The sequence below is a fragment of the Thioclava sp. JM3 genome (assembly GCF_002213185.1).
In the GTDB taxonomy this organism is placed as follows: domain Bacteria; phylum Pseudomonadota; class Alphaproteobacteria; order Rhodobacterales; family Rhodobacteraceae; genus Thioclava; species Thioclava nitratireducens.
This window is the reverse complement of sequence record NZ_NBOB01000005.1, coordinates 197,250-222,396: the sequence shown is the minus strand read 5'-3', so window position 1 is coordinate 222,396 and position 25,147 is coordinate 197,250. Positions and strand designations below refer to the sequence as shown.

Below are 25,147 nucleotides of genomic sequence, written 5' to 3'. Positions count from 1 at the left end.
CATACTCCTGACCCTGCCTCGGGGTCAGTATTCATACTCTTTCGCCTGATGCCAACGCCATGCATCGGAAATCATGGTGGACAGGTCCGACCGCTTCGGCTGCCAGCCAAGCTCCTCGGTCGCCCGTTTCGAGCCCGACACAAGCGACGCCGCATCGCCCGGTCGACGGTCCCCCTCGACGATCGGAACATCGCGATTGGTTACCGCGCGCGAGGCGTCGATCACTTCGCGCACCGAGAACCCGTTGCCAGAGCCGAGGCAGAAGACCCGCGAGGGTTTGCCATCCTCGAGCCATTTCAGACCCAGCACATGCGCATCGACCAGATCGGAGACATGCACGTAATCGCGGATGCAGGTGCCGTCGCGCGTCGCGTAATCCGAGCCGAACACGGTCAGCGCCGGGCGTTTGCCCGCGATCGCGTCGAGCATCAGCGGGATCAGATGCGTCTCGGGGATGTGCTGCTCGCCGACTTCTGCGTCGGGATCGGCGCCCGCCACGTTGAAATAGCGAAAGATCACGGAGTTCATCCCGTGGCTCGCGCCGAAATCGCGCAGCATGTCTTCGATGGCGCGTTTCGATCCGCCATAGGCGTTGATCGGGCGCTGTTCTGTGTTCTCATCCAGCACCACCCCGTCCTGATCGCCGTAGGTCGCACAGGTCGAGGAGAAGACGAAGTTGCGGCAGTCTGCATCGACGGCCGCCTCGATCAGGTTCAGCGCGCAATTCACGTTGGTGCGCCAATATTTCGCCGGATCTTCCATCGACTCGCCGACGAGGCTGAGCGCCGCGAAATGCATTACAGCGATGGGCTGATACTTGGCGAACACTTCGTCGAGCCGGGCACGATCAGCCAGATCGCCCTCCTCGACGGGGCTGAATTTCACCGCTTCTTTCCAGCCGGTCGAGAAATTGTCGAAACAGACCGGGACGTAGCCCGCCGCGGCCAGCGCCTTGCAGGCGTGCGAGCCGATATAGCCCGCACCGCCCGTCACCAACACATGCTTCATCGCTTACTCGGCAGCCTGCCGCATCGCGGAGAGATCTGAGAGATACTCTCCGAACTCGTCCTTCAGATCCGGGCGCTGGAGGCCGAAGGCCACCGTTGCCTGCAGGAAGCCCGCTTTCGATCCGCAATCGTAACGTTGGCCGTCGAAGCGATAGGCGTAGACCGAGTTGCCGCCGTGGATTTCCTGCGCGATGGCGTCGGTCAGCTGGATCTCTCCACCGGCTCCCGCCTTGCGCGCATCGAGGTTCCACATGATCCGCGGGGTCAGGATGTAACGACCGATCACCGCGAGGTTCGAGGGCGCATCTTCGGGCTTGGGCTTCTCGACCATGCCATTGACGGGCAGGCGCGGACCGTCGCCCGGGCCCACATCCAGAACACCGTAGGAGGCGGTCTTGTCGGCGGGGACTTCCATCGCCGCGACATAGTTCCCGCCGGTCTCGTTATAGGCTTCCATCATCTGCTGCAGACAGGGCTTGTCGGCGGCGATGACGTCGTCGGTCAGGATCACGGCGAAGGCTTCGTCATGCACCAGACGGCGCGCGCACCAGACCGCATGGCCCAGACCCAGCGGCTGGTTCTGGCGGACATAGGCAATCGCGCCGCTATCCATGTTGGTCTTCTTCAACTCGTCGAGAATCTCGGTCTTGCCCTTCTGCGAGAGCGCGCTTTCGAGCTCGGGGGCGTTGTCGAAGTAATCCTCGAGCGCAGATTTGCCGCGCGAGGTGACGAAGATGAATTCCTCGATACCGGCCGCGCGCGCCTCGTCGATGGCGTATTGGATAAGCGGGCGGTCCACCAGCGTGAGGATCTCTTTCGGGATCGATTTCGTCGCGGGCAGGAAGCGGGTTCCGAGGCCGGCCACCGGGAAGATCGCCTTCGTCACCTTGCTTTTCATTCGTCACCTATAGGGTTGCTACGATCAAATCGTCAGAAGTTGGTTTATTGTGTCCCCAAAGCCTCAATCCAACAAGGGACCGGTTTTCGCGTTGAGCACTCCAAAAGGAAGAAATGCTGCAAACGCGAAAATTGTTTCGTTCAACGCCGTGAAAATTCGCGGTTTACGCGTGTTCGGCGATAAATCGCCGCAGTCAGGGGAGCTGCATCCGCTGCATCATGGATTCTATACGGGCCACGTCTGATGGATTGTTGAGTTCCCAGAATTGCCGTCCGCGCGCCTCGACCTCTGTGCAGAGCACTGCACGCCCGTTCTCTAGGAAACGCAATTGCTCCAGCCCTTCGAGCGTCTCCAGAGGCCCGATCGGCCAGCCTGCATAGGCCGCCAGCGTGTCCGGTCGGTAAGCATAGACGCCCACATGGTGGAACACCGGCGTCGGGGCTTCGTCCGCGTAACTCTCGGAGGTGAATGGAATGACCTCTTTCGAGAAATAGAGCCCGCGATTGCTTGCGCCGAACACCGCCGTGGTGCCGCCCACCCGCCCGTTCTGGCGATCTTCCAGCAGGCTTTTTAGCATCGCGCCCTCGCAGCGCAGCACCGGGGTCGCGAGTTCGGCCCAGTCATTGGCGCGCAACCCCGTCACGAGGTCTTCGATGAACCAAGCGGGAGTCAGCGGCGCGTCGCCTTGCAGGTTCACCACGATATCGTAGTCACCGCCAAGCGTTGCGGCAGCTTCGGCGCAGCGCTCGGTCCCGTTGCGGCAGCTCTCCGAGGTCATCACCACCTCCGCGCCGAAGGCCTGGCAGGCGTCGCGGATACGGGCGTCATCGGTGGCCACCACGACCCGGTCGACGCCGCCGACCTGCGTCGCCGCCTCCCAGCTGCGCTGGATCAGGGTCTTTTTCTCGCCCGTGGCGCCGGTCAGTTCGACCAGCGGCTTGCCGGGATAACGGCTCGACGCGTAGCGCGCCGGAATGACGATGAGGACAGACATCACTTCACCAGCAGAACGCCGGGAGCGTAGGCGATGAAGAACGGGTTCTCGAAGCCAGGCTTGCCATAGGTGAAGGGCGCGTGATCTTCGAAGCGGATCATCTCGCCGCCCGCGCCGCGCAGAACCGCGTCACCTGCCGCCGTGTCCCATTCCATCGTGCGGCCCAGACGTGGATAGAGGTCTGCCTCGCCCGTCGCGACAAGGCAGAATTTCAGCGACGACCCGGCCGAGGCCATATCCTTCACCGCGTATTTGCCGATGTATTCGTCGGTCGCCTGATCGCGATGCGATTTCGACGCAACCACCATCAGACCGCGATTGTCGGGCATCGAAACCGTGATCGGCTGCTGCTTGCCGGGGCGCTCCTTGTCGAAGGGGCCGTCTTCTTCGACCGCGCGGCCCTCGGCCAGTGTGTAGAACAGCCGCCCCTTGGCGGGCGCATAGACCACGCCACGCACCGGCTTGCCATTCTCGACATAGGCGATGTTGACGGTGAAATCGCCGCGGCGCTTCACGAATTCCTTCGTGCCGTCGAGCGGATCGACGATGAGGAAGGTCGACACCTCCTGCGAATGGCTCGCGGCCTGTTCCTCGGTGACGAGCGGCACGTCGGGAAATTCGGCGCGCAGCCCGGCGGAGATCAGCGCGTCGGCGGCCTCGTCGGCTTCGGTCACCGGCGAGTTGTCCGACTTCGACTTCACCTCGAAATCCGGCGAGTCGTAGATCTCCATGATCTTGTCGCCTGCCTCGAGCGCCAGTCGCCGCATCACTCGCATCAGATGTTCGAAATCCATCGTCACGCCTCTCCCGGCCTTGTTAAGGCCCAATTGCTATGCTCCAACTCCCCCCTTATGATGCGGCGACAAGGGTTGAGCAAGCAATCCGACCTAGCTTGGGCCGCAACGCGCCCGAATCGGCAGGAACATGTTCAGACCGGAGACGAAAGCGACCAAGCTCGGGACGACCTTCAGCCTGCTGGAGTTGATCTACCATGCGACCGTGCGCAATCTGCGCAAGACCCACGGCAATGCGTTGATCGGCCTGCTGCTGAACATGGTCCAGACGATGATGCTGGTCATTTCTTTCTACGTCATGTTCAGCATATTGGGGATGCGGTCCAGCTCGGTGCGCGGCGATTTCCTGCTCTACATCATGACCGGCATTTTCCTCTACATGACCCATACCAAGACCCTGGGCGCGGTCTTCGGATCTGAGGGGCCGACCTCGGCGATGATGAAACACGCGCCGATGACCACCGCGGTCTCGATCTCCGCGGCGGCGCTGAGCGCGCTCTACATCCAGGTGCTGTCGATGGTGACGGTGCTCTACATCTACCATGCGGCCTTCAAGCCGATCGAGATCTACGATTGGGTCGGTGCCTTCGGGATGGTGTTGCTGGCGTGGTTCACGGGGCTCGCGGTCGGGGTTGTGCTGTTGGCGGCGAAGCCCTGGGCGCCCGAAGTGGTGGGCGTGATCCAGCAGGTCTACACCCGTGCCAACATGATCGCCTCGGGAAAGATGTTTCTCGCGAACAATCTGCCGCACAAGATGCTGATCCTGTTCAACTGGAACCCGCTGTTCCACACGATCGATCAAGCGCGCGGCTTCACCTTCATCAATTACAATCCGCATTTCTCGAACTGGGAATATCCGCTCTATGTCGGGCTAGCGATCCTGATGATCGGCCTTCTGGGCGAATTCTACACGCGTCAATACGCCTCGATCAGCTGGGGGGCGCGGCGTTAGTGCCTTTTCAGGCAGGCTCGTTTCGAAAAGGAGCGCTGTTATGGCCGCGAATACCATCCGAACGATTGGCCTCGGTCTGGCCCTTGCGATGAGTTCTGCCGGATCCGTTCTGGCAGAGGACTTTCCCCACTACGCGGCGGTCACCGGCGTCGCTGCCGACGATGTTCTCAATCTCCGGGCGGAGCCGACCGCATCGGCGCCCGTCCTAGGCACATTGTCCCCCGGAGCGACAGGCATCGAGATAACGGGCGCATCCGCGGACGAAAAATGGCTGAGGTTGAATGTCGATGGACGCACGGGGTGGGCTGCGGCGCGATTTCTCAAGGACGTTCCGATGCCGCCGTGGTGGACCGAACAGGTGCCGCTCGCCTGTTCCGGGACGGAGCCGTTCTGGTCGCTGCGCTACGCGCCGGGGCTCTTTCGGTTCGAGATGGCGGGGGAGGCTGCGCAAAACCTCGATGTCGAATGGTCAGGGGCTCCGCAAAACGGAAAGGCCGAGACGGTGGGGATGAAACTGTCGGGAAAAGGCACGGAGGGCTTCGTGGTGTTCAAGGGCGGCACGTGTTCCGATGGCATGAGCGATGCGCTTTACGCGATCGGGCTCGATCTCTTCCTGAAGACACCCGCAGGTCGTCGCGCGCTGACCGGATGCTGCCGCCTCGACTGATCAGACTTTACGGATCGTGTCGCCGGGATCGAGGGTCGGCTCCAGCTCGATCACCTCGCCGCCGATCATCCCGCTTTGCGAGCGACCCGAAATGATCTGCGCCGCCTTGCGCCCGATCTCGGCCCGGCAGGCATTCATCGTGGCGAGCCGCACCGACAGACCGTCGAGCAGTTCGAGCCCGTTGAACCCCGCGAGACCCATCTTGCCGGGCACGTCGATCCCATTGTCGAGGCACCAAAGCAGACCGCCTGCGCCGATCATGTCGTTCGAATAATAGAGAAAATCGAGATCGGGCGAGCGCTTGAGCATCGTCTCCGTCATCTCGCGGCCCTTCGCGAGTGCCGATCCCCCGCCGTAGAACTCGGTATCCGCCAGTTCGATCCCTGCCTTGGCGAGCCCTTCCTTGAACCCTTCGAGCCGTTTGCGCGCCCGGTGATCCTCGGGCATTTTCGTCCCGAGGAACCCGATCTTGCGATAGCCCGCGGCGATGATCGCCTCGGCCATGTGCAGCCCGGCGCGGCGATGCGAGATACCGACGACCGAGTCGATCCCCTCACCATCGACATCCATGATCTCGACCACCGGAATGCCCGCGTTCTGCAGCATCGCGCGAGAGGCGGGCGTGTGTTCGACCCCCGCGATGATCACCCCCGAGGGGCGCCACGAGAGCATCTCATAGAGAACCTGCTCTTCCTTCTCGGGCGAGTAATTCGTCACGCCCACGACCGGCTGCAGCCCGGTATCCTCAAGCTCGTCGGATACGCTCGACAGGACTTTCGGGAAGACGAGGTTCGACAGCGACGGGATGATCACGGCCACGAGGTTCACCCGCTGCGAGGCGAGCGCGCCGGCGATCTTGTTGGGCACGTAGCCAAGCGCCTTCGCGGCTTGCAGGACCTTTTCGCGTGTCGCATCAGAGACATCGCCGCGATTGCGCAGCACGCGGCTCACGGTCATCTCGGAGACGCCGGAGGCTTCGGAGACATCGCGCAGGGTCAAGGGGCGGCGGGTTTCGATGGGGCGGGACAAGGGCAGTTCCTCAAGGTTCACCTCTTGTTAGCGCCAAACATTTCCCTTGCGCAAGCGAATGATGACCAGTATGTTAGCGTTAACGGTTATAGGGTCGGATAATCTCCGCTCGATACCTGGACAGACCCGCGCCCCTGTCGGATTCGTCAGGGCGAGGGACGCGAAAGGGGGCGCAGTGGGCCAATTTGCGCTCCCTTTTCTTTCTTCCCAACCAGTTCCCGAATTCACGACCGCACTAGATGCGCGGCATAGCGGCTGCGGTTTTTCGCAGCACCACCGCGATGGACTTGCGCCACAAGCTCTTTGGCGGCATCAAAGGCGCTGTGCGGTCCCGTGGCTCAACTGGATAGAGCAGCCCCCTCCTAAGGGGCAGGTTGCAGGTTCGAATCCTGCCGGGATCGCCAATCAGGCATGAAAAAGGCCCGCGCTATGCGGGCCTTTCGTGTTTCTGGTGCGACCGCTCAAACCTCGGTCCAGGATTTGTCCTCGCCCTTGAGGCCGCCGACCATCACGCGGGTCGGAAGGCCCATGCGGTCGAGCTCGGTAAAGAAGGGTTTGGGGTCCATCTCTTCGACGTTCTTCATCGTCTTCGCATCCCAGTCGCCCTGCGCGATCAGGATTGCGGCGGCAACCGGCGGCACACCTGCCGTATAGGAGATGCCCTGCGAGCCGACCTCTTCGTAGGCTTCTTTGTGATCGGCGACGTTATAGACGAAATACTCCACGTCCTTGCCGTCCTTCGTGCCTTTCACCAGATCGCCGATGCAGGTCTTGCCGGTGTAGTTCGGCGCGAGGCTCGACGGGTCGGGTAGCACGGCCTTCACCACTTTCAGCGGCACGACTTCCAGACCCTCGGCGGTTTTCACCGGCTGTTCCGACAACAGGCCGAGGTTCTTCAGCACGGTGAAGACGTTGATGTAGTGATCGCCGAAGCCCATCCAGAAGCGAACGTCGGCCTGCGGATAGTTGGTGGCGAGCGAGTGCACCTCGTCATGGCCCGACTGGTAGGCCTGCGAGGGGCCTACGACGGGCAGATCCCATTCGTGGCCCGAGGCGAACATGCTCGTCTCTTTCCACTGCTGGTCTTCCCAGTAATAGACGACCCCGGTGAATTCGCGGAAGTTGATCTCCGGATCGAAATTGGTCGCGAAATACTTGCCGTGCGAGCCCGCGTTGATGTCGACGATGTCGATCGATCTCACCTCGTCCATCTGGTCGATGGCGAAACGCGCATAGGCGTTCACCACGCCCGGATCGAAGCCCGCGCCGAGGATCGCAGTCACGCCATGTTCGGCGCACAGGTCGCGCTTCTTCCATTCGTAATTGGCATACCAAGGCGGGGTTTCGCAGATCTTGTCGGGCTCTTCATGAATCGCGGTGTCGATATAGGCTGCGCCGGTGGCGATGCAGCCATCGAGGACGTGCATGTTCACGAAGGCGGTGCCGACGTTGATCACGATCTGGGACCCGGTCTTGCGGATAAGCTCGGCGACGGCCTCGGAATCGGTCGCATCCACCGCATGCGCCTCGAACGTGCCCTCGACCTTCATCGCGCCTTTCTCATGCACGCTTTCGATGATTGCATCGCATTTCGATTTGGTGCGCGAGGCGATGTGCAGATCGCCCAAGATGTCGTTGTTCTGCGCGCATTTATGCGCCACGACCTGGGCGACGCCGCCCGCTCCGATGATGAGCACGTTCTTTTTCACTTCGGCTGTCTCCTTTGTTTGCGGACAGGGGAAGGGGGCTCTTGTGGGCCCTCAGGACAATGAGGCGCGATAATCCTCATAGGTGAAGTCGCGAATCCGGTCGATGTTCCCATTTTCGCGGCGGATGGCGATAGCAGGCATCGCAACGCCGTTGAACCAGTTCTTCTTGACCATCGTGTAACCGGCGGCATCGGCAATCGAGATACGGTCGCCGATTTCGAGCGGTTTGTCGAACCGCGCCTCTCCGAAGATGTCGCCCGCGAGGCAGGTTTTGCCCGCGATCTGGTATTCGTATTCGCCCTGTTGCGGCAGCTTCGCGGTCTCGCGATAGATCAGCAGGTCGAGCATATGCGCCTCGATGCTGCTGTCGACGATGGCGATCTTCTTGCCGTTGTCGAGAATGTCGAGCACCGTGACTTCGAGCGAGGCACTCTGCGTGATGGAGGCCTCGCCAGGCTCGAGATAGACCTGCACGTCGAAATCTTCGGAGAATTTCTTCAACCGGTCGGCCAGATCGTCGAGCGGGTAATCTTCGCCGGTGAAATGGATGCCGCCACCAAGGCTCACCCATTTCAGGCGCTTCAGAATATCGCCGAACTCGGCTTCGATCCGCGAAAGCTGATGGTCGAACAGCGCGAAATCGGCGTTCTCGCAATTGTAGTGGATCATCACGCCCGAGATGCGATCCATCGCCGCCTCGAGCCGCTCGGCATCCCATTCGCCCAGACGCGAGAACGGCCGCGCCGGGTCCGCCAGATCGAAACCGGAGGTCGAAAATCGCGGGTTCAGGCGCAGGCCACGCTCGATATGCGCCGCCTTCTCGCCAAAGCGATCCAGCTGGCTCAGCGAGTTGAAGATGATCTTGTCGGCATACCCGATGGCCTCGTCGATCTCGTGATCGGCCCAGGCGACCGAATAGGCATGGGTTTCCTTGCCGAATTTCTCACGTCCCAGATGCAGCTCGAACAGCGAGCTGGAGGTCGTGCCATCCATGTAGGGCTTCATGATGTCGAAGGCCGACCACGTCGCGAAACATTTCAGCGCCAGCAGGGCTTTCGCGCCGGAACGTTCGCGCAGACGCTCGATCTTGCGCATGTTCTCGCGCAGTCGGGCCTCGTCGATCAGGTAGAAGGGCGTATCGGACATGGCTCCCCCGCAGGTCAACAGACCCTGCGATATAGGGCCCATGTGACAGTGGCGCAACCGGATCAGTCGACTCGGATCGCATCCTTGGCCACGCTAAGCGCATAGCCTTTGCGGGAAATGTTGCGCACCAGAAGCTCGCTGACGAGCTGATTTCCGAGGCTGTCGCGCAGCCGTTTGATCCGCGTGGCGCCCGCCGCCTCGTCGCAATCGGCCTCGTCGCGGCCCGAGATCATCGCCTCGATCTGCGCGCCGGTGAGGATGTCGTCATCCATCCGCGCTTCGGCCAGAACAGACAGCGTCTCGATCGCGGCCGGGGTCAGTGTGAAGCCCATATCATTGAGCATCACCGCGTTTTCGCCCCGCAGGATGCGCAGGCTCTGCACCTCGATCCCGGCGCGGCGGATCTCGGTCATGCGCTTGTTCAGCGCGATCAGCAGCAGCAGGAAGACGATCGTCGCGATCAGCAACGCGGCGGCGAAGATCAGCAGGATGAAGATGATTACCCGGTAATTCGCCAGCACATCAGAGAACGCGGTGCCCGATTGCGCGAGCACCTCAAGCAGTTTGATTTCGGCCTGCGAGGTCAGGTTGTCGTTTTGCACGAAGATCTGCTCGACTCGCGCGTTGAACGCATCCGCATTCGGCAGGTTCGCGAATAGTAGCACCGCAGCGACCGCGAGAATCGCAACCACGGCGACGATCCCGCCCACGACTGCGCGCGAGCCCAATCGCAGACTGTCAGTAACGGAGGAAATATTGTCCGGCACTGGCTTTCCTTTGCTCCAAGCCATCGGGGCCGAATGTGGAGAGAACCGTCAGCAAGGTCCACCCATCGGCTTTCAGCTTCGGCGCCAATTCGCGCGCCGCCGCCTTTTTCGAACAGGCCGAGTCCGAGACCTGCGCAACCCCGTATTGCAGCTGCAACGGGTTGTCGCGCTTGGCCTTGTAGTCGGCATAGCACTCGGCCTGCGCGGCCGAGGCAGAGGCGAGAAACGCCAATATGAGGACTGCATGTTTCATGTGGAACACGCTGCGCGCAATGCCCGTGTTATTCAATAGCCAAAGGGGGTTGGCCGGTCTGTTATCCGATAGCAGGGGGCCGTTATTGCCTGACTTTCGACCCCCGGCCCAATCTCGGTTCATCGACGTCACGCGGCCTTCGGGCTGCCGAGTGAAAGGACCGAAGCCATGAGCCTCAAGACCAAGGCCACCGCCGCCATCACCGCCCTCGCCCTCGCGCTGGGCTCCGTCGCGATCAGTGCCACGCCCGCCGCCGCGCTGGGCAAGAAGGACCGTCAGGCGCTAACCATCCTGCTTGGGGTCGGTGCCGCCGCGTTGCTGCTCGACGGTATGAACAAGAACGACCACAAGGCGAAGAAGGCGCAGCCGCGCTATGAAAGCTGGCAGGACCGGCAGCGCCGACTGGAGCGTGAACGCCGCGAGCGCGAGCGTCGCGCCGCCGAAGCCCGCCGCAAGCGCGCGCAGGAACGCTACGACCACGACCGCTATCGCCATGACCGAGACCGCATCTACCTGCCTGCGGAATGCGTGCAGCGCGTGAAGACCCGCCGCGGCTGGGGCGAGGTGGTTTCCGCCTCCTGCCTCGACCGCCGCACCGAGCGTACGCTGCCCGCCAACTGCGCCTTCACGATGCGCACCGGGCGTCACGGGGTCGAGAAAGTCTACGGCAGCAACTGCCTGGAGGATCGCGGTATCCGTCTCCGTCGGCGTTAAGACATGCGGCAGACGCCAAGAAGAGCGTCGTCGAGCAGTGCGGGGGCCTTCGGGTCCCCGCTTTTTCATTGAACAGACCTGCCGGTTCGGGGCATTCCCAACGCATGGCAGACTCACCTGACTTTTCCTTCGAAGAAGCCGCCTTCGCGCGCGGCCTGATCGTCGTCGCGGGCGTGGACGAAGTCGGCCGCGGACCGCTTTGCGGGCCCGTCACCGCCGCTGCGGTCATTCTCGATCCCGCCTGCATTCCCGAGGGGCTCAACGATTCGAAGAAGCTCAGCGCGAAGCGCCGCGCCGATCTGGCGGCCCGGATCATGGACTGCGCCGAGTTCTGCGTGGCCCATGCCAGCGTCGAGGAGATCGACGCGCTTAATATCTATCACGCCTCGCATCTCGCGATGTGCCGGGCGGTCACAGGCCTCGCCCGGCTCGCCGATCACGTCCTCGTCGATGGCAACCGCGTGCCGTCCGATCTGCAACTTTCCTGCGAGCCGATCGTGAAGGGCGACGCGCGCTGCCTGTCGATCGCGGCGGCCTCGATCCTCGCGAAAGAGGCCCGCGATTTGCTCATGGTGGATTTGGCGCAACAGTATCCTGGCTACGGCTGGGAACGAAATGCGGGCTACGCGACGAAGGATCATCTGCAGGCGCTTCTAGATTTAGGGGTTACCCCCGTTCATAGACGAAGCTTCAAGCCGGTCCACAATATCTTGTGCCAAGCGAATTATATAAGCCCTTGATTCAAAAAAGAAATTGACGATGAATCGGCTTTGACTCATTTTTATAGCCATAGATCGGCACAAAGCCGGCACCCAGATATTGGGCCCTGAGGCGGGCAGTTAAGAGGCTAAAAATGGCAAAGACCAAGACTCCGGTGGTGCGCAATGCACTGCCCCTGAACGAAATTCTCGCAGGCGATTGCATCGAGATGATGAACTCGCTGCCCGAGGACAGTGTAGACCTGATCTTCGCCGATCCACCCTACAACCTACAGTTGCGCGGCGACCTGCATCGCCCCGATAATTCCAAGGTCGACGCGGTCGATGACGCGTGGGACCAGTTCGGCTCCTTCGCGCATTACGACAACTTCACCCGCGAATGGCTGAAGGCCGCACGCCGCATCCTTAAGCCGAACGGCGCGATGTGGGTGATCGGCTCCTATCACAACGTGTTTCGCATGGGCGCAGAGCTGCAGAACCAAGGCTTCTGGATTCTGAACGACGTCGTGTGGCGCAAATCGAACCCGATGCCGAACTTCCGCGGCAAGCGCCTGACGAACGCGCATGAGACGCTGATCTGGGCGTCGAAATCCGAAGGCGCGAAATACACCTTCAATTACGAAGCGCTGAAATCGCTCAACGAAGGGGTGCAGATGCGCTCCGACTGGGTGATCCCGATCTGCAATGGCGGCGAGCGTCTGAAGGATTCGAACGGCGAGAAAGCCCACCCGACCCAAAAGCCCGAGGCGCTGCTGCACCGCGTGCTCGTCGGCACCACCAACCCCGGCGACGTGATCCTCGACCCGTTCTTCGGCACCGGCACGACCGGCGCCGTGGCGAAGATGCTGGGCCGCGATTTCATCGGTATCGAACGCGAGGAAGCCTATCGCGAAGTCGCGCTCAAGCGCCTCGCCAAGATCCGCAAGTTCGACAAGGAAGCTCTGGAGGTTTCCACCTCGAAACGCGCCGAGCCGCGAGTGCCCTTCGGCCAGCTGGTCGAACGCGGGATGCTGCGCCCGGGCGAGGAGCTCTACTCGCTCAACGGTCGCCACAAGGCGAAGGTCCGCGCCGACGGCACGCTGATCGGCGACGACGTGAAAGGCTCGATCCATCAGGTCGGTGCCCATCTCGAAGGCGCGCCCTCCTGCAACGGATGGACCTACTGGACGTTCAAGCGCGACGGCAAACAGGTCCCGATCGACCTGCTGCGCCAGCAGATCCGCGCCGAGATGAACTGAGGCTCCGCCCTCTTCCAAGAATTAGAAGTTACCGCCGGTGCCTGAGGACCGCTCCTCGGCACGCGCCTTGCCCCGCCGTGCGAAACGGCGGGGTCTTTTCGTTTTCGCAACGTTGAAAGGGGGCTCCGCCGCCGTTGCCGGAGGACGACAATCAAAAGGGAAAAAGGGAACTCCGACCTCAAGCGTACCGCGCTCTCCTAGGGTATTTGAAGAAGAGCGAAAATCCGGATTTCGGCTTGGCGGAAATATCCCGGGGTGAATGGCCGCAGGCCAGAGGGGCAGAGCCCCCCGATCCGTTCAGGCCTGACCGAGGCGGGCGCGCAATTCGCGGAGCACCGGCAGGGTGGCTCGGACCTTTTCGGGACCGAGGTCGCGCACGATCCCCCCGATGATCGGCATCAGCGAGGCCAGCGCGGCATCACGCGCGCGCCGTCCCGAGGGCGAGAGCGAGACCCATTTGCGCCGCGCATCGTCCCAGTCGGGCCGGATATGCACATGCCCCGCCCATTCCAGCTTGGCGAGCGTGTTGGTCATCGCACCGCGGGTGACATGCAGCGCCTCGGCCAGTTGGGCGGGCGTGCGTTCCTCGTTGATATGGGCCAGCAGGTTGAGCACCGAGAAATGCGAGATTTCCATACCCTTCGGCAGGGCGCGGCTCACCACGTTGCGCGCCAGTTGATCGGCCATGAAGACCTCGGCGAACAGCGTCGCGGCGAGCGGATCGTTCTCGGGCAAGGTGCTCACGGTCCGTCGAAGCTCCGGTCATGGAACAAGGAGCGCAGCCGCGAGCGCACCGCGTCCACCTGGTCGAGATCGAGATCAACGAGCGTCACGCCGGGCTCGGTGCCGCCATCGGCCAGCACCTTGCCCCACGGATCGACCGCCAGCGAATGGCCCCAGGTCCGGCGCGGTCGACCGCCATGCGCGGCATGGGTTCCGCATTGCGCGGGCGCGAGCACGAAGCATGTGTTCTCGATCGCGCGGGCACGTACCAAAACCTCCCAATGGGCGGCCCCGGTCGTGTCGTTGAACGCCGCCGGGATCGTCAGCACCTGCGCCCCGGCCTGCGCCAGCGTCCGGTAGAGATGCGGGAAGCGCAGGTCGTAGCAGACCGACAGGCCCAGCTGGGCGTATTTCGTGGCGCCCAGAACCGCCTCGCGCCCGGGCCGGTAGGCTTCGGATTCGCGGTAGCGCTCGGTCTCGGACACATCCACGTCGAACATGTGGATCTTGTCGTAGCGGGCTTTGATATTGCCCTTGCGCCCGATCAGGAAGGAGCGATTGGCGAAGCGCGCATCGTCTCCGGATTTCAGGCAGAGCGAGCCGATCAGGATATAGACGCCGAGGCGCTCTGCCTCGTTGCAAAGCGCCTCCAGCGTCGGATCGTGATGCTCGTGCTGCAGGACCGCGTTCTGATGTGCGCGATCCGACGAGATCAGGTTGGTGCACTCGGGCGTCGCGATCAGTTGCGCGCCTTTCGACGCGGCATCGCGGATGAAATCGATCGTGACCGGCAGGTTCCGTGCCGGATCATCCGTGACCGAAAGCTGAACGAGCGCCGCCTTCATTGTCAGCCCGCCAGCATCTGATCGAGCTTGCCCGAATGTTCGAGCGCATGCAGCTCGTCGCAGCCGCCGATCGGCTCGCCGCCGATGAAGATCTGCGGGACGGTCCGGCGGCCATTGGCACGTTGGGTCATCGCGGCGCGCAGTTGCGGCTCGCGGCCCACATCGGTTTCCTCGTAGGAGATGCCCTTCTTGTCCAACAGGCGCTTGGCCCGGATGCAGAAGGGGCAGGTGCTGGTGACGTAGATTTCGACGCGTTTCATAGTGTATTCCCTTTGGTCTGCGAGACTATAGGGATTTAGGGCGCCTTCGCAACGCGTGCCAGTGTCACAGCGCAGATCCGCTCTGCCCCGGCATTTTGCGCTGCCTCCGTCGCAGCGGAAAGCGTGGCCCCCGAAGTCATCACGTCATCGACGATGAGAAGCGGGCGCCCCTGCAGCAGCGCGGCGCGGCGCGGCGCGACGGTGATCGCACCGTCGAGATTGGTGCGGCGCTCCTCGCGGCTTTTCCCTTTCTGGCTCGCGGTGGCGCGGGTGCGGTTGAAGAGATCGGCGCAATAGGCGTGCTCGGTGCGCCGGGCCAGCGCGCGCGCGAGTTCCGCCGCTTGGTTGTAGCGTCGTCGCAGCAGTCGCAGCCGATGCAGCGGGATCGGCGCGATCAGCGTGTCGGGTGTCAGAAGCGGCGCGGCGGCGCGTGCCATCCAGTCGGTCAGCGGCGGCACCAGATCGAGCCGGTCGCCATGTTTCAGCGCCAGTACCAGATCGCGCCCGGTGCCAGAGTAATGCATCACCGTGCGGCCCTGCGCCCATGGGCGCGGATGGGTGAGGCAGTCGTCGCAAAGGATGGCGGTCTCGCTTTCTCCGGGCAGGGGCGTACCGCAGGCGTCGCAGACCGTGCCGCGCGCGAAAGTGGCATCCGACCAGCAGGCGCTACAGAGGCCAAAATCGGTGCCCACCGCGTCGCCGCAGGCGATGCAGCGCGGCGGGAAGAGGGTGCGCAATCCCAGACGTCCCGCCGCTAGCATCCGGCCCCGAACCTCGTTAAGGGTATCTGCCATGGATACGCCGCCCCTTCTGACCGACCGCGAGGCGCTCGAGCGCCACAGGAAACGCGCCGCCCGCGCGCCCGAACTGTTCCTGCACGAGGACGCGGCGGCTGAGATCGAGGAAAGGCTGCTAGAGGTTAACAGGACCTTTACGGAGCCGGCCCTGATCTCCGCTTTTCCCGAACCTTGGCTCGAAATCCTTCCCGACGCGAAGGTGGTGGCCGATACGGATGTGCTCGATCTCGAGGAAGGCGCGCATGATCTCGTGGTTCACGCGCTGTGTCTGCATTGGGCGAACGATCCGGTCGGACAGCTGGTGCAGGCGTCGCGTGCGCTGAAACCCGACGGGCTGTTCATCGGCGTGATGTTCGGCGGCCAGACGCTCAACGAGCTGCGCGCGGCGCTGGCGCAGGCCGAAGCCACGATCACCGGAGGCTTGAGCCCGCGGATCGTGCCGATGGGCGAAATCCGCGATCTCGGCGCGCTGATCCAGCGAGCCGGGTTGGCGCTGCCGGTCGCCGATGCGGTGACGCGCAAGGTGACCTACGAGACGCCGCTGCGCCTTCTTTCGGACCTGCGCGCGATGGGCGAGACCAATGCGCTCGCCGCCCGTGATCGCCGCTTCCTGCGCCGCGATGTGCTGACCGAGGCGTTGCGTCTTTATATCGAGACCTATCAGGAGCCCGATGGCCGGGTGCGCGCGACCTTCGACATGGTCTGGCTCACCGGCTGGAAGCCGCATCCCGATCAGCAAAAACCGTTGCGCCCGGGATCGGCGGCGCAGCGGCTCGCAGATGCGCTTGGCACGACCGAGCGGCCGAGCGGCGACAAGCCCGGCTCAGCCTAGCGCGTCGAGGAAGGACTTCGACCACCAATGCACGTCATAAGTGGTCAGCCCTTCCATCAGCGACCGGTAGCGTTCCCGCCGCTCGCCGCGCGACATCATCAGCGCGGTCAGCATCGAGGTCGCGACCTGTTCCGGGTCGTGCGGGTTCACCATCAGCGCCGCGTCCATCTGCTCGGCCGCGCCGGCAAATTGCGACAGCATCAGCACGCCGGGATCGTCGGGGTTCTGTGCTGCGATGAACTCCTTCGCGACGAGGTTCATCCCGTCCATCAGCGGCGTCACCAGCGCGACATGCGAGGCGCGATAGAGCCCCGCCAGAACCTCGCGCGGCACCGCCCGGTTGATAAAGCGGATCGGGACCCACTGGATGTCTGCGAATTGGCCGTTGATGCGGCCCGAGAGATGCTCGGTCTCTTCGCGGATATCGTCATAGGCCTGCACGCCCTCGCGGGTCGGCGGTGAGATCTGCAGCAGCGAGACGTGGCGATGCCAATCCTCGTGCCGCTCCAGAAATTCGCCGAAGGCGCGGAAGCGGTGCGGAACGCCCTTGGAATAATCCAGTCGGTCGACGCCTATCACCAGCCGGCGATGATCCTTCACGATCCCGGCGGGGAGGTTCTCGAACTCGGCCTCTGCCAGGTCCTGGAATTCCCGCGCATCAATCGAAATCGGGAAGGCGGCGATCCGACATTGGCGCGGCGAGAGATGCACATAGCCCGCGCCCAGATCGGAAGCCCCGGCGATCTCGATCATCGAGTGGAGGCAGGCCCGCACGTCGCGCTCTGCCTGCAGCCCCACGAGGTCGTAATTCGCGATCCACTGGCAGACTTCGCGCCCGTTGGGCAGCGCCTGCATCGCGGTCGGCCCGGGGAAGGGCGTGTGAAGGAAGAAACCGATCGGGTTGGTCGCGCCCATCAGGCGCAGCTCGTAGGCCAGCGGCAGCAGGTGGTAATCCTGCACCCAGATCCTGTCGTCGGGCTTGAGAAACGGCGCCACGAGCTTCGCGATCCGCCGATTCACCTGCTTGTAGACGCCCAGATAGAGGTGGTGGATATCCATCAGATCGGCGCGCCCGTGGAACAGCGGCCAAAGGACCGAATTGGAATAGCCCGCGTAATAGTTGTCCTGCTCTTCCTGGGTCAGATCGAAGCAGTAGCGCCTGAACGGCCCGCCCTCGATCTCGCGCAGCTCCGCGGCGGGCTTCTCCGCGATTTCGCCGGAGGTGCCGATCCAGATGCCGCCGGTCTCCTCCAGCACATCGCCAAGCGCCACGACCAGCCCGCCCGAAGGATTGGCCCCGGTCGGAATACGGTTCGAGATGCAGATCAGGCGACCCATGTGACGTTCCTCATTCAACGCGCAACGCGGCGGCCATCCAGTCGCGCACATTCGTCGGTGCGGCGAGGTGATAGCGGGCGACGCTTTCTCCGTCGCCGACCTTGATTCCGAAGCCGCCATGTTCCTCGGCCCAGGCCAGCGCGGGCTCGTCCGTCGTGTCGTCGCCCGCATAGACCGGCTTGCGCCCGTCGAACTGCACGAGGTCGGACAGGATCGCCAAGGCGCCGTCCTTCGAGAACCCCTGGGGGCGGATTTCGACGGCCATCTTCGCGGGCTGGATCATGAAGCCGTCATAGCGCTCGGTCAGCGCCTCGGTGAAGGCTTCGACCTGACCCTGCTTGGCGGGGTTGGAGCGGAAATGGATCGCGGCGCCGTGGCTCTTGTCCTCGAAGATGAGATCATGCTCCTGCGCGAAGCCCGCCAGATCCTCTTTCACCGCGCCCAGATGCTGCGGCGCCTGGGCCATCGGCGGCTCCATCCCGCGCGCCTCCGAGCCGTGCGATCCGACCATCAGGCCTTCGAACCCCTCGAGAAACCGTTCCAGTTCGTGCAGCGACCGCCCCGAAACGACCGCGAGCGCGCCGTCGAGCGCCTCTGACAGCTCGGTCAGGATGCCGGGCAGATCGCGCGGCACGATCACCGCGTCCGGGCGCGGCGCGATATCCACGAGACATCCGTCGAAATCGAGGAACAGCGCGTCCCGTGACGGGTCGAGCGCGGGCGGTGCCGGTTTTTTCCCGGTCATGTCATCCATTGCCATGTGAAGACCGTAAGTGATCCTGTCCCGGTTGAATAGGCCGCATTGGCACAGATCGGGAAACCCGTTAAGTCGGGTGGAAGTTCCGCGATAATTGACGACAGGACAGTGACACGATGACCAACGCCGCAAATCCGCGCCTTGCCCACGCCCCCGCCGATCATCCGCCCGTCAAGGAAGCGAAGATCGGTCTGCTCGTCGCCAACCTCGGAACCCCGGACAATACCGATTACTGGTCGATGCGCCGCTACCTGAACGAGTTCCTCTCGGACCGGCGTGTGATCGATTATCCGGCATGGAAGTGGCAGCCGCTGCTGCAGCTGATCATCCTGTCGCGGCGGCCTTTCACCTCCGGCGCGAACTACAAAACGATCTGGAACAACGAGGCCGACGAAAGCCCGCTGATGACGATTACCAAGCAGCAGGTCGCAAAGCTGCGCGATGCGGTCTCGGCGCGCTACGGGCAGGAAGTCGTCGTCGATTACTGCATGCGCTACGGCAACCCCTCGACCCAGTCGGTGGTCGACAAGATGGTCGAGCAAGGCTGCGAGAAGATCCTGTTCCTGCCGCTTTATCCGCAATATGCAGGGGCAACCTCGGCCACCGCGAACGACCAGTTCTTCCGCGCGCTGATGAAACAGAAGCGCCAGCCCGCCGCCCGCGTCGCGCCTGAATATTTCGACAGGCCCTCCTACATCGACGCTCTCGCGCAATCGGTGGAGCGGGTCTATGCGACGCTGGACGAAAAGCCCGACGTGCTGGTCGCGTCCTATCACGGGATGCCCAAGCGCTACCTGATGGAGGGCGACCCCTACCACTGTCAGTGCCAAAAGACCTCGCGCCTGCTGCGCGAACGGCTCGGCTGGGACAAGGACGGAATCGACACCACCTTCCAGTCGGTCTTCGGTCCCGAGGAATGGCTCAAGCCCTACACCGTCGAGCATGTGGCGGAACTGGCGAAGGCCGGGAAGAAGAATATCGCGGTGATCTCGCCCGCCTTCAGCGCGGATTGCATCGAGACGCTTGAGGAGATCAACGGCGAAATCCGCGAGGCGTTCGAGCATGCGGGCGGCGAGAAATTCACCTATGTCCCCTGCCTCAACGACGACGATCTGCACATCAAGGCGCTGATGGACGTCGTGCAGGAAAACCTCGCCGGTTGGCTGGACTGATACGACTTTCGCAATCTGCGACGACCTGTCTCACAGATTAGTGGGGCTCTCTTCCTATATGTTCCTGACGTTGGGGAAAGGGATCGCCGTGAAGGCGCATCCTGCGGACCGGCAACGATCGGGACGCGCAGAGCAGAAAGGAACGAGAATGATCAAGACTATCGGACTGGCCGCTCTGGCGGCTCTCCATGCTGGCGCGTCCTGGGCCGGCCATGCAAATCCGTGGGCGACGGAAGACGACGTGATTTACTCCCAAAATCACGAGGAAAACCTCGTGCAATCGGTCGACACTCCCGGCGAAGACGAGATGCTGGGCGTCATGGTGCAAAGCGCCCGTGGCAAGCTCGACGGCTTGTCGGGCGGTTCGGGAGCCGGCGATGTTTCGGGCGATGGCTCGGGCGGCGCGTCCGACCATGCCCACGCCACGGGTGGAAACGACTGACCACTACGCAGATTGAAATGCCCCCGGTCCTACGCGGAGCCGGGGGTTTTCCGTGTCGGTCGAGCGGCGCGCCTCAGATCAGCAGCACCTGCGTTCCGATCTTCGCGAAGCCGAACAGCTCCTGGATATGTTCGTTGTAAAGCCCGATGCAGCCGTTCGAGCTTTTACGGCCGATCTTGCGCGTGTCATGGGTGCCGTGGATGCGGTAATAGCGCCACGATAGGTAAAGCGCGTGGGTGCCCAGCGGGTTGTCCGGACCCGGTGGAACGTAATCGGGCCATTCCGGATTGCGCTTCTTCATCGAAGGCGTCGGCGCCCAGCTCGGCCCCTTCACCTTGCGGATCACCTCGGTGCGGCCGCGCCGGGTGAGTTCCTCGGAGACCGGCACCGAGGTCGGGTAGAGCCGGTAGATCGAGCGATCCTCTGACCAGTAATGCAGCGCCCGCGAATGGGTGTCGACGAGGATCGCGCCGTTGCGCAAATTCGAGAAATAGGACTGCCAGTCGCGGTTCTGGAAGCTCGAGATATTGCGCCGCTGGTTGGTGAAGGCCGTGGTCTCGAACTGCTCCTGCCCGGCATCGGGCGTCTGCGCTCCGGCGGGCAGCGCGAGCCCCGCCCCAAGGCAGGCGGCGGCGCCGAGAAAGGCGCGGCGGTCGAAGGGCTTGCGCGTGTGGGACATCTCAGGCTCCGGGTTCGCGACGGGGACGATTGTGATAAATATAATGTGATCGCACGGCCGCGGCAAATCAAACTGGCGGGGATCGGCCCGCAAATCGACAGAGGGGTTTGCGCGGCTGAGTACAAGCGTGTAATGCGGATTGACGGTTTAACGAGGGACTGACCAAAGATGTTGCGCGCTACCGTATTTGCGATCTCTGCGACTGTGGCTCTGGCAGCTTGCCAGCCGACCGACACGCAGCCGAAGCTTGGCCCCGATGGCCTGCCGCTGCCGAAAGTCTACAACATCACCGCGAGTGACCGCTCGGTGATCCCGCAGCGTGTGCTGGAATCTGTGAACAGCCTGCGCTCGGCGCGCGGGGCCGCGCCGCTGGTGCTGAATGACGCACTGACGACGGCGGCACTCGCGCATTCCAAGGACATGGCCGCGCAGAACCGCCCGTGGCACTGGGGTTCCGACGGCTCCTCGCCGCTGACCCGGGCGCAGCGTGCTGGCTATCCGGGGCAGGTGCTGGGCGAGAATATCTCCGAGACCTACGAAACCGAGATGGAGACCCTCGCAGCTTGGATGAAGGTCGCGGATACGCGCGACGTGATCCTGAACCCGGCGGCGACCCAGATGGGCTTCTCGTGGTATCAGGAGCCCTCCGGCAAGATCTGGTGGACGATGGTCACCGGCAACTGAGCCGAAGACCCGCCGCAAGCAAAAAAGGGCCCCATGCGGGGCCCTTTGTAATTTTCGGGGGGCAATCAGGGGAAGATGAAGATCGGCGTTCCGTCGCGGACCATCGCGTAGATGTCGCGGATTTCCTTGTCCTTCACCGCAATGCAGCCAGCGGTCCAGTCTCGGCCCTTGCCCTTGTTCTTGCCGTCGCGGCCATGGATGAAGATGTCGCCACCCGGCTTCTTGCCCTGCGACTCCGCGAAGGCCACCTGCTGCGGGTTCGGATAGCTGATGCCGATCGACAGGTAATAGGCAGAATTCGGATTGCGCCGGTTGATGTAATAGAGCCCTTCCGGCGTCTTGCCGTCACCCTCGAATTGCTTAGGTCCGACAGGATCACCGCCAAGGCCGACCTTGTAGCTTTCCAGCACCTTGTCGCCATGCAGCAGGTACATCATCCGCTGCGACTTGAAGAGCTGGATCTGGGTCACGGCGGGGCCGTTATAGGATTTGAATTTGCTGGAATCGCCGCAGGCGGCCAGCGTTGCGAGGGCGCATCCGCCCAAGAGGAGGGTTCGACGATTCATGTTCGGCCTGTATTCGAAAGCTGCTGTTTTGCCACATTTCTAACCGATTTTCGGCCTCGCATCTAGCGGGTGAAAAGCGCCGCGAGCTCCACATGAGCGGAAAACCGGAACTGATCCACGACCAGTAGTTTATCGAGCGTGAAGCCCGCCGCGATCAGCGTCTCGGCGTCGCGCGCGAAGGTCACAGGATTGCAGGAGACATGGACGAGGCGCTTGAGCTGCGAGGTTGCGATCTCGGCGATCTGGGCCTGCGCGCCCGCCCGCGGCGGATCGATCAACACCGCATCGAACTTCGCCAGTTCATCCGGCAGAAGCGGTCGGCGGAACAGGTCGCGCGCCTCGGTGGAGACCCGGTGCAGGCCCTGCGACTGACGCCAGCCCTGATCGAGCGCTTCGGTCATCGCTGCGACTCCTTCGACCGCATGCACTTCGGCAAGCTCGGCCAGCGGCAGAGAGAACGTCCCGCAGCCCGCGAAGAGATCGGCCACCTTTTTCGCATCGCCAATCGCCGCCTTGGCGAAGGCGGTCAGCACCGCTTCGCCGTGATGGGTGGCTTGCAGGAAAGCACCCGGCGGCGGCACGACCTTGGCTTTGCCGAATTGCTGGATCGCCGGTCGCCGCCCCGCGATGATCTGCCCGTTCCAGCTGAGCCGTGCGAGATCGTGGCGATGCGCCAGCCCCGACAAATCCTCGAATTGGGCCGTATCAGGGTCTTTACCGCCCTGTGCCGCGAGTTCCAGACCTGCCTCCGAAAGCGTCAGTGTGAAAGCGATCTCGCCTTTGCGCGAGCCTGCGATCGCGGTCGCCTCGTGCAGCATCGGTATCGCGGCCAGCAGTTCGGGCCGCAGGATCAGGCAGTTCGGAATCTCGACGACCGTGTCCGAGGCGCGGGCGTGAAAGCCGACCAGCGTGCCTTTCTTGGTGCGCCGCCCCGACAGCGTCGCCCGCCTGCGGGAATTCAGCGGCGAGGTCGCGATGGTCATCTCCGGCACGGGCAGGTCGCGCGCGGTCAGCGCCTGACGTACCACGTCCATTTTCCATTCGGCGGTGAACGCCTCCGACGCGTGCTGCATCGAGCAGGCCCCGCAGGAGCGGTAATGCGGGCAGGGCGCTTTGACGCGATCGGGCGAGGGCGTCACGATCTTCGGCTGAGCGATGCGGCCGTCGACCACCTCGCCCTCGACCACTTCGCCGGGAAGCGCCATGGCGACATGCACGGTCCCATCGGGGCCATGGGTCACGCCGTCGGCATGCAGGGACAGTCGCTCGATTTCATAGGTCATGCGCATTCTCTAGCGGCGTGGCGTCGGTCAGAAAAGACCCTATTCCGCCGCATCCTCCGCGTCGTCGCAGGTCAGGAAGCCCCCGGACTGACGCGCCCAGTAGCGCGCGTAGAGGCCGTTCATCGCCAGCAATTCGTCATGGCTGCCCTGTTCGACGATCCGCCCTTCCTCCAGCACGACGATCCGGTCCATCTCGGCAATGGTGCTGAGGCGGTGCGCGATCGCCAGAACAGTCTTGCCCGCCATGACCCGGTGAAGGGCGGTTTGGATTTGCGCCTCGACTTCCGAGTCGAGTGCCGAGGTCGCCTCGTCCAGCACAAGGATCGGCGCGTTCTTCAGGAAGGCGCGCGCAAGGGCGATCCGCTGGCGCTGCCCGCCCGACAGCTTCACCCCACGCTCGCCCAGCTTGGCGTCGTAGCCACGATTGCCTTCGTGATCGGCGAGGCCGCGGATGAAGTGATCCGCCTCGGCCTGTTTCGCGGCGGCGATCATCTCCTCCTCGGTCGCGTCGGGCTTGCCGTAAAGGATGTTCTCCCGCGCCGAGCGATTGAACATCGCGGTTTCCTGCGTAACCATCGCGATATTGCGGCGCAGGCTTTCCTGCGTGACCTCGCGAATATCTTGCCCGTCGATCCGAATAGACCCTTTTTCAGCGTCATAGAGCCTTAGCAGCAACGCAACGAGCGTCGATTTCCCTGCACCCGAGGCCCCGACGATCCCGATCCGCTCGCCATCCGCGATGGTCAGGTTGATATCCGCGATCCCTCCGCTGCGACGGCCATAGGCGAAGTCGACATTGTCGAACTGGATCTCGCCTTCGACATGGCGCAACGTCCGGGCATCGGGCGCGTCGGTCAGGTCATGCATATGGGCAAGCGTTCGCATCCCATCCTCGGCCTCGCCGATATGGGTCCAGACGGACATCAACGCCTGGCTCACCCAGCCCGACATCTGCGACAGCCGGATCGCGATGGCGCCTGAGGTCGCGATGGCCCCCGCAGTCGCCTCGCCCTGCGACCAGAGCCAGATCGCGCCGCCGACCAGCATCACCGGAACGATCCCTGCATAGGCCATCTGCACCACGCGATAGAGGCTCTGAACCATGCCGAAGGAATAGGTCTTCTGGCGGAACTTCTGCATTGCCTCTAGCGCCGCGCGATCCTCGTGCTCGGCATGGGCAAACAGCTTTACCGTCTTGATATTGGTGACCGTGTCGACGACCTGTCCCGTCACCATCGCCCGGGCGGACGCCCGCTCACGCGAGCGTCCGCGGATATGCGGCAGGAAGAGGCGGATGATCAGGTAGAGCCCGAAGGTCCAGAATACGAGGCCCACGGCCCCCCAGCGGTCGATCTGGGCCAGAACGATCAGCGAGCCGACGATCGAGGCCAGCGCGAAGAGGCCGGTGTTGATGATCTCGGTGACCGTGTCGGTTACCGCGCGGGCGGTCTGCATCTGCTTTTGCGCGATGCGGCCGGCGAAGTCGTTGTCGAAGAAGGTGACCGACTGGCCCATCGTCCAGCGATGCAGCCGCGAAAGCACGAGCGGCATCACGTTGGGGCTGATCAGCAGGTTGTTGGTGGCAGAACTGATGCCGAAGGTCAGAGGGCGGATCAGCAAGAAGAACGCGACGAACAGGACGAGAAGCCCGACATTTGCCCCGATCACTGCGGCCCGTTCGCTGTTCAGTGCAGCGTCGATCACCTGCCCCAGAAGCCAGGCCGAGACGACTTCCATCACGCCGGCGATGGTCGTGCCGAAGCTGGCCACGGCAATCGCGCCCCAGCTGCCCTTGAGGCACCAGCGGAAGAAGGCGCCAAGCTGGCGCGGCGGGGCGCCTTCGGCGGGGGAGAAGGGATCGAACATGGGTCTCTCTTTCCTC

28 protein-coding genes and 1 tRNA gene are annotated in these 25,147 nt (G+C 63.2%); 10 read left to right on the top strand and 19 right to left on the bottom strand.

Translation table 11 applies throughout. The annotated features are described in order from the left end of the window. Window positions 1-24 precede the first annotated feature (24 nt). The 4 genes from galE to cysQ all read right to left on the bottom strand — a co-directional run bounded on the left by galE (window position 25) and on the right by cysQ (window position 3,693). The gene (gene galE, locus B6V73_RS11070) at window positions 25-1,008 is read right to left on the bottom strand and encodes a UDP-glucose 4-epimerase GalE (RefSeq protein ID WP_088725260.1); all 984 of its coding nucleotides are present in this window, start codon (window positions 1,006-1,008) and stop codon (window positions 25-27) included. Window positions 1,009-1,011: 3 nt separating this feature from the next. Beyond that, complete coding sequence (galU, locus tag B6V73_RS11065) at window positions 1,012-1,905, bottom strand: UTP--glucose-1-phosphate uridylyltransferase GalU (protein WP_075775192.1); 894 nt, start codon at window positions 1,903-1,905, stop codon at window positions 1,012-1,014. Between the two features lie 193 nt (window positions 1,906-2,098). Continuing rightward, the gene (gene kdsB / locus B6V73_RS11060; protein WP_088725259.1) at window positions 2,099-2,899 is read right to left on the bottom strand and encodes a 3-deoxy-manno-octulosonate cytidylyltransferase; all 801 of its coding nucleotides are present in this window, start codon (window positions 2,897-2,899) and stop codon (window positions 2,099-2,101) included. Beyond that, on the bottom strand, window positions 2,899-3,693 hold the full coding sequence (gene cysQ, locus B6V73_RS11055; RefSeq protein ID WP_075775194.1) for a 3'(2'),5'-bisphosphate nucleotidase CysQ: 795 nt from the start codon (window positions 3,691-3,693) through the stop codon (window positions 2,899-2,901). Before cysQ ends, kdsB begins: the two co-directional genes overlap by 1 nt. Window positions 3,694-3,823: 130 nt before the next feature. Between cysQ and B6V73_RS11050 the strand changes: the two genes are divergently transcribed. Together B6V73_RS11050 and B6V73_RS11045 are read left to right on the top strand one after the other, a co-directional pair. Next, a complete protein-coding gene (locus tag B6V73_RS11050) occupies window positions 3,824-4,645 on the top strand; it encodes an ABC transporter permease (protein ID WP_075775195.1) in 822 nt (273 codons plus the stop codon). A gap of 40 nt (window positions 4,646-4,685) precedes the next feature. Beyond that, the gene (locus B6V73_RS11045; RefSeq protein ID WP_088725258.1) at window positions 4,686-5,312 is read left to right on the top strand and encodes an SH3 domain-containing protein; all 627 of its coding nucleotides are present in this window, start codon (window positions 4,686-4,688) and stop codon (window positions 5,310-5,312) included. On the opposite strand, the gene B6V73_RS11040 is transcribed toward B6V73_RS11045, so the two are convergent. Beyond that, on the bottom strand, window positions 5,313-6,341 hold the full coding sequence (locus B6V73_RS11040; RefSeq protein WP_088725257.1) for a LacI family DNA-binding transcriptional regulator: 1,029 nt from the start codon (window positions 6,339-6,341) through the stop codon (window positions 5,313-5,315). Between the two features lie 327 nt (window positions 6,342-6,668). On the opposite strand from B6V73_RS11040, the gene B6V73_RS11035 reads away from it, so the two are divergent. Further along, window positions 6,669-6,745, top strand: a tRNA-Arg gene (locus tag B6V73_RS11035). 57 nt (window positions 6,746-6,802) lie between these two features. Here B6V73_RS11035 and B6V73_RS11030 read toward each other — a convergent pair. The 4 genes from B6V73_RS11030 to B6V73_RS11015 form a co-directional block, all read right to left on the bottom strand. Next, on the bottom strand, window positions 6,803-8,050 hold the full coding sequence (locus tag B6V73_RS11030; RefSeq protein ID WP_088719910.1) for a saccharopine dehydrogenase family protein: 1,248 nt from the start codon (window positions 8,048-8,050) through the stop codon (window positions 6,803-6,805). Between the two features lie 51 nt (window positions 8,051-8,101). Continuing rightward, window positions 8,102-9,196: a carboxynorspermidine decarboxylase gene (gene nspC, locus B6V73_RS11025; RefSeq protein ID WP_075775198.1), complete on the bottom strand. Its 1,095-nt coding sequence runs from the start codon at window positions 9,194-9,196 to the stop codon at window positions 8,102-8,104. Between the two features lie 62 nt (window positions 9,197-9,258). Then, window positions 9,259-9,963 carry a helix-turn-helix domain-containing protein gene (locus B6V73_RS11020; protein ID WP_098409595.1) on the bottom strand — a complete coding sequence of 235 codons (705 nt, stop codon included), beginning with the start codon at window positions 9,961-9,963 and terminating at the stop codon, window positions 9,259-9,261. Further along, window positions 9,935-10,216, bottom strand: coding sequence for a hypothetical protein (locus B6V73_RS11015; RefSeq protein ID WP_075775453.1), 282 nt, complete (start codon window positions 10,214-10,216; stop codon window positions 9,935-9,937). The genes B6V73_RS11020 and B6V73_RS11015 overlap by 29 nt, the downstream gene beginning before the upstream one ends. Window positions 10,217-10,384: 168 nt before the next feature. Between B6V73_RS11015 and B6V73_RS11010 the strand changes: the two genes are divergently transcribed. The 3 genes from B6V73_RS11010 (at window position 10,385) to B6V73_RS11000 (ending at window position 12,887) form a co-directional block, all read left to right on the top strand. Further along, entirely contained in the window at window positions 10,385-10,930 is a 546-nt protein-coding gene (locus B6V73_RS11010) for a hypothetical protein (RefSeq protein WP_075775200.1), read from the top strand. 104 nt (window positions 10,931-11,034) lie between these two features. Further along, the gene (locus B6V73_RS11005) at window positions 11,035-11,670 is read left to right on the top strand and encodes a ribonuclease HII (RefSeq protein ID WP_088725255.1); all 636 of its coding nucleotides are present in this window, start codon (window positions 11,035-11,037) and stop codon (window positions 11,668-11,670) included. A 113-nt stretch (window positions 11,671-11,783) separates the two neighbouring features. Continuing rightward, window positions 11,784-12,887, top strand: a complete 1,104-nt coding sequence (locus B6V73_RS11000; RefSeq protein ID WP_075775202.1) for a site-specific DNA-methyltransferase — start codon at window positions 11,784-11,786, stop codon at window positions 12,885-12,887. Between the two features lie 297 nt (window positions 12,888-13,184). On the opposite strand, the gene B6V73_RS10995 is transcribed toward B6V73_RS11000, so the two are convergent. Genes B6V73_RS10995 through B6V73_RS10980 form a run of 4 tightly spaced genes read right to left on the bottom strand, consistent with a single transcriptional unit; the run spans window position 13,185 to window position 15,509 of the window. Beyond that, window positions 13,185-13,574, bottom strand: a complete 390-nt coding sequence (locus tag B6V73_RS10995) for a MarR family transcriptional regulator (RefSeq protein WP_075775454.1) — start codon at window positions 13,572-13,574, stop codon at window positions 13,185-13,187. Window positions 13,575-13,627: 53 nt separating this feature from the next. Beyond that, the gene (locus B6V73_RS10990) at window positions 13,628-14,455 is read right to left on the bottom strand and encodes a carbon-nitrogen hydrolase family protein (protein WP_075775203.1); all 828 of its coding nucleotides are present in this window, start codon (window positions 14,453-14,455) and stop codon (window positions 13,628-13,630) included. A 2-nt stretch (window positions 14,456-14,457) separates the two neighbouring features. Next, window positions 14,458-14,715: a glutaredoxin 3 gene (gene grxC / locus B6V73_RS10985; RefSeq protein WP_088725254.1), complete on the bottom strand. Its 258-nt coding sequence runs from the start codon at window positions 14,713-14,715 to the stop codon at window positions 14,458-14,460. A 35-nt stretch (window positions 14,716-14,750) separates the two neighbouring features. After that, window positions 14,751-15,509, bottom strand: coding sequence for a ComF family protein (locus tag B6V73_RS10980; protein WP_240504126.1), 759 nt, complete (start codon window positions 15,507-15,509; stop codon window positions 14,751-14,753). Here B6V73_RS10980 and B6V73_RS10975 point away from each other — a divergent pair. Then, a complete protein-coding gene (locus tag B6V73_RS10975) occupies window positions 15,508-16,344 on the top strand; it encodes a methyltransferase domain-containing protein (protein WP_088725252.1) in 837 nt (278 codons plus the stop codon). The genes B6V73_RS10980 and B6V73_RS10975 overlap by 2 nt on opposite strands. On the opposite strand, the gene B6V73_RS10970 is transcribed toward B6V73_RS10975, so the two are convergent. Continuing rightward, complete coding sequence (locus B6V73_RS10970) at window positions 16,336-17,682, bottom strand: trehalose-6-phosphate synthase (protein ID WP_075775207.1); 1,347 nt, start codon at window positions 17,680-17,682, stop codon at window positions 16,336-16,338. The genes B6V73_RS10975 and B6V73_RS10970 overlap by 9 nt on opposite strands. Before the next feature lie 10 nt (window positions 17,683-17,692). After that, window positions 17,693-18,442: a trehalose-phosphatase gene (gene otsB / locus B6V73_RS10965; protein WP_088725251.1), complete on the bottom strand. Its 750-nt coding sequence runs from the start codon at window positions 18,440-18,442 to the stop codon at window positions 17,693-17,695. A 113-nt stretch (window positions 18,443-18,555) separates the two neighbouring features. On the opposite strand from otsB, the gene hemH reads away from it, so the two are divergent. Beyond that, window positions 18,556-19,611, top strand: a complete 1,056-nt coding sequence (gene hemH, locus B6V73_RS10960) for a ferrochelatase (protein ID WP_075775208.1) — start codon at window positions 18,556-18,558, stop codon at window positions 19,609-19,611. Window positions 19,612-19,759: 148 nt separating this feature from the next. After that, the gene (locus B6V73_RS10955) at window positions 19,760-20,053 is read left to right on the top strand and encodes a hypothetical protein (RefSeq protein WP_088725250.1); all 294 of its coding nucleotides are present in this window, start codon (window positions 19,760-19,762) and stop codon (window positions 20,051-20,053) included. 73 nt (window positions 20,054-20,126) lie between these two features. On the opposite strand, the gene B6V73_RS10950 is transcribed toward B6V73_RS10955, so the two are convergent. Beyond that, window positions 20,127-20,732, bottom strand: a complete 606-nt coding sequence (locus B6V73_RS10950) for a L,D-transpeptidase (protein ID WP_075775210.1) — start codon at window positions 20,730-20,732, stop codon at window positions 20,127-20,129. Window positions 20,733-20,900: 168 nt separating this feature from the next. Here B6V73_RS10950 and B6V73_RS10945 point away from each other — a divergent pair, with 168 nt between their 5' ends. Further along, window positions 20,901-21,416 carry a CAP domain-containing protein gene (locus B6V73_RS10945; RefSeq protein WP_075775211.1) on the top strand — a complete coding sequence of 172 codons (516 nt, stop codon included), beginning with the start codon at window positions 20,901-20,903 and terminating at the stop codon, window positions 21,414-21,416. A gap of 65 nt (window positions 21,417-21,481) precedes the next feature. Here B6V73_RS10945 and B6V73_RS10940 read toward each other — a convergent pair whose 3' ends face one another. The 3 genes from B6V73_RS10940 to B6V73_RS10930 all read right to left on the bottom strand — a co-directional run bounded on the left by B6V73_RS10940 (window position 21,482) and on the right by B6V73_RS10930 (window position 25,131). After that, window positions 21,482-21,982 (bottom strand): L,D-transpeptidase family protein, encoded by a 501-nt coding sequence (locus tag B6V73_RS10940; protein WP_075775212.1) that lies wholly within the window; start codon window positions 21,980-21,982, stop codon window positions 21,482-21,484. 62 nt (window positions 21,983-22,044) lie between these two features. Beyond that, window positions 22,045-23,265, bottom strand: a complete 1,221-nt coding sequence (locus B6V73_RS10935; RefSeq protein WP_088725249.1) for a class I SAM-dependent RNA methyltransferase — start codon at window positions 23,263-23,265, stop codon at window positions 22,045-22,047. Between the two features lie 39 nt (window positions 23,266-23,304). Beyond that, window positions 23,305-25,131 (bottom strand): ABC transporter ATP-binding protein, encoded by a 1,827-nt coding sequence (locus tag B6V73_RS10930; RefSeq protein ID WP_088725248.1) that lies wholly within the window; start codon window positions 25,129-25,131, stop codon window positions 23,305-23,307. Window positions 25,132-25,147 lie beyond the last annotated feature (16 nt).

Excerpts from the sequence above, each read along its gene's own strand:
- B6V73_RS10980 (WP_240504126.1), bottom strand. The coding sequence starts at position 15,509 with ATGGCAGATACCCTTAACGAGGTTCGGGGCCGGATGCTAGCGGCGGGA.
- galE (WP_088725260.1), bottom strand. The coding sequence starts at position 1,008 with ATGAAGCATGTGTTGGTGACGGGCGGTGCGGGCTATATCGGCTCGCAC.
- B6V73_RS10945 (WP_075775211.1), top strand. The coding sequence starts at position 20,901 with ATGTTGCGCGCTACCGTATTTGCGATCTCTGCGACTGTGGCTCTGGCA.
- B6V73_RS11050 (WP_075775195.1), top strand. The coding sequence starts at position 3,824 with ATGTTCAGACCGGAGACGAAAGCGACCAAGCTCGGGACGACCTTCAGC.
- otsB (WP_088725251.1), bottom strand. The coding sequence starts at position 18,442 with ATGGCAATGGATGACATGACCGGGAAAAAACCGGCACCGCCCGCGCTC.
- cysQ (WP_075775194.1), bottom strand. The coding sequence starts at position 3,693 with ATGGATTTCGAACATCTGATGCGAGTGATGCGGCGACTGGCGCTCGAG.
- B6V73_RS10970 (WP_075775207.1), bottom strand. The coding sequence starts at position 17,682 with ATGGGTCGCCTGATCTGCATCTCGAACCGTATTCCGACCGGGGCCAAT.
- B6V73_RS11010 (WP_075775200.1), top strand. The coding sequence starts at position 10,385 with ATGAGCCTCAAGACCAAGGCCACCGCCGCCATCACCGCCCTCGCCCTC.
- B6V73_RS11045 (WP_088725258.1), top strand. The coding sequence starts at position 4,686 with ATGGCCGCGAATACCATCCGAACGATTGGCCTCGGTCTGGCCCTTGCG.
- B6V73_RS10990 (WP_075775203.1), bottom strand. The coding sequence starts at position 14,455 with ATGAAGGCGGCGCTCGTTCAGCTTTCGGTCACGGATGATCCGGCACGG.
- B6V73_RS10955 (WP_088725250.1), top strand. The coding sequence starts at position 19,760 with ATGATCAAGACTATCGGACTGGCCGCTCTGGCGGCTCTCCATGCTGGC.
- hemH (WP_075775208.1), top strand. The coding sequence starts at position 18,556 with ATGACCAACGCCGCAAATCCGCGCCTTGCCCACGCCCCCGCCGATCAT.
- B6V73_RS10930 (WP_088725248.1), bottom strand. The coding sequence starts at position 25,131 with ATGTTCGATCCCTTCTCCCCCGCCGAAGGCGCCCCGCCGCGCCAGCTT.
- B6V73_RS10975 (WP_088725252.1), top strand. The coding sequence starts at position 15,508 with ATGGATACGCCGCCCCTTCTGACCGACCGCGAGGCGCTCGAGCGCCAC.
- B6V73_RS11005 (WP_088725255.1), top strand. The coding sequence starts at position 11,035 with ATGGCAGACTCACCTGACTTTTCCTTCGAAGAAGCCGCCTTCGCGCGC.
- B6V73_RS10935 (WP_088725249.1), bottom strand. The coding sequence starts at position 23,265 with ATGACCTATGAAATCGAGCGACTGTCCCTGCATGCCGACGGCGTGACC.
- B6V73_RS11000 (WP_075775202.1), top strand. The coding sequence starts at position 11,784 with ATGGCAAAGACCAAGACTCCGGTGGTGCGCAATGCACTGCCCCTGAAC.
- kdsB (WP_088725259.1), bottom strand. The coding sequence starts at position 2,899 with ATGTCTGTCCTCATCGTCATTCCGGCGCGCTACGCGTCGAGCCGTTAT.
- B6V73_RS10995 (WP_075775454.1), bottom strand. The coding sequence starts at position 13,574 with ATGGCCGATCAACTGGCGCGCAACGTGGTGAGCCGCGCCCTGCCGAAG.
- grxC (WP_088725254.1), bottom strand. The coding sequence starts at position 14,715 with ATGAAACGCGTCGAAATCTACGTCACCAGCACCTGCCCCTTCTGCATC.
- B6V73_RS10950 (WP_075775210.1), bottom strand. The coding sequence starts at position 20,732 with ATGTCCCACACGCGCAAGCCCTTCGACCGCCGCGCCTTTCTCGGCGCC.
- galU (WP_075775192.1), bottom strand. The coding sequence starts at position 1,905 with ATGAAAAGCAAGGTGACGAAGGCGATCTTCCCGGTGGCCGGCCTCGGA.
- B6V73_RS11015 (WP_075775453.1), bottom strand. The coding sequence starts at position 10,216 with ATGAAACATGCAGTCCTCATATTGGCGTTTCTCGCCTCTGCCTCGGCC.
- nspC (WP_075775198.1), bottom strand. The coding sequence starts at position 9,196 with ATGTCCGATACGCCCTTCTACCTGATCGACGAGGCCCGACTGCGCGAG.
- B6V73_RS10940 (WP_075775212.1), bottom strand. The coding sequence starts at position 21,982 with ATGAATCGTCGAACCCTCCTCTTGGGCGGATGCGCCCTCGCAACGCTG.